Origin of the sequence: Parabacteroides provencensis, from assembly GCF_900232875.1 — a bacterium.
Classification (GTDB): Bacteria; Bacteroidota; Bacteroidia; order Bacteroidales; family Tannerellaceae; genus Parabacteroides; species Parabacteroides chinchillae.
Window position 1 is genome coordinate 1 of sequence record NZ_LT960509.1, and the last position, 1,105, is coordinate 1,105.

General features: G+C 34.5%; 2 protein-coding genes. One reads left to right on the forward strand and one right to left on the reverse strand.

The genetic code is table 11. The annotated features are described in order from the left end of the window. Positions 1-341: 341 nt before the first annotated feature. Entirely contained in the window at positions 342-518 is a 177-nt protein-coding gene (locus tag CTY47_RS17025; protein WP_158228558.1) for a hypothetical protein, read from the forward strand. A gap of 56 nt (positions 519-574) precedes the next feature. On the opposite strand, the gene CTY47_RS16680 is transcribed toward CTY47_RS17025, so the two are convergent. Next, positions 575-1,105, reverse strand: a 531-nt coding sequence (locus CTY47_RS16680) for a LamG domain-containing protein (RefSeq protein WP_143813420.1), incomplete at its 5' end; no start/stop codon positions are given.

The following is a 1,105-nucleotide window of genomic DNA, read 5'->3' on the forward strand; positions in this document are numbered from 1 at the left end:
TTCTATCGGGCCTGTAATCCCACATGCTGTTTTATTTACCCTGTCAACCCACGCATTATTAACTGGCGCATCTCTACCGTCAAGCCAAAGCAATAATCCATCCTGTATATATTCAGCTTTCTTTTTTTCGCCCATCATCGCCCTTACCATAGCCCATCTCCTTTCGCAAGCGAGCTAACTACTTTATTTATAGAGGATTTACCCCCCCCCCCCCGTTAGGGTTTATTAACATCCTGTTTAACATATCACTGTCTTTTATTTTTAATTAATACTTTTGTTTCACTTAAATGCAATTTTGAATCATTATTATTCTATCTTTGTAAAATATAAATTATAAAAGTATGAATGACTTTTACTTTAATCAAATCATTTCTGCTATCAGAGAAAAAGAGGCTGTAGCTCCTTTTGAGATCAATTTATTACAATCATTAGGCGTCCCAGCTTATGAGTTCGTACAACGAAGTGAAAATATTTATGCGTTCTTATACCAAGTAGAAAATTACTGGAAAGAACATTAAATTACTCCAGAGTTGAGTTATTTAATATCTTGGGCATAAAGGAGTCACCACCGAAATTATTTTTTTATTTTAAATGGCTTAGTCGGTGGAGTGAAATCTGATTCCCAAAGGATTCCTTCTACTATAGCTACTTCGTCCAATACAGCCCCCATTGAACGAATACTTATCCTACCTTGATTACCATTATAATAAAGAGGAGAAGTTGCTGTCTGTTTTAGTATTCCATCAAGGTATACATTAAACTGATTAACATTTGATCTATATGTAATTGCAATGAAGTGAAATATTCCATCATCGCCAGAAGGGATATCTCTTAATGCTTCAATGGATACCCATTTATTTAATGAGCTGTTAGCCAATAATAATGAGAAAAAGTATTGGCTGCTTTTATATAGATTAAAACCTATTTGAGCAAACTCAGACCAGTCAGAAGTACAATTGACTCTCACTCCTATTGAATTCTCCGATGCTAAATTAATCTTAGAATACCAGCAAGCTATAGTAAAATCCTTACCATACATATTTGCATTTGGAACGTTAACCGTTGCTATTCCTGAAGAAAGGGCATTATCAAATTTTCCGGTACT

Bases quoted from the DNA above. Each gene is read 5' to 3' on its own strand.
- CTY47_RS17025 (WP_158228558.1), top strand. From the start codon at position 342: ATGAATGACTTTTACTTTAATCAAATCATTTCTGCTATCAGAGAAAAA.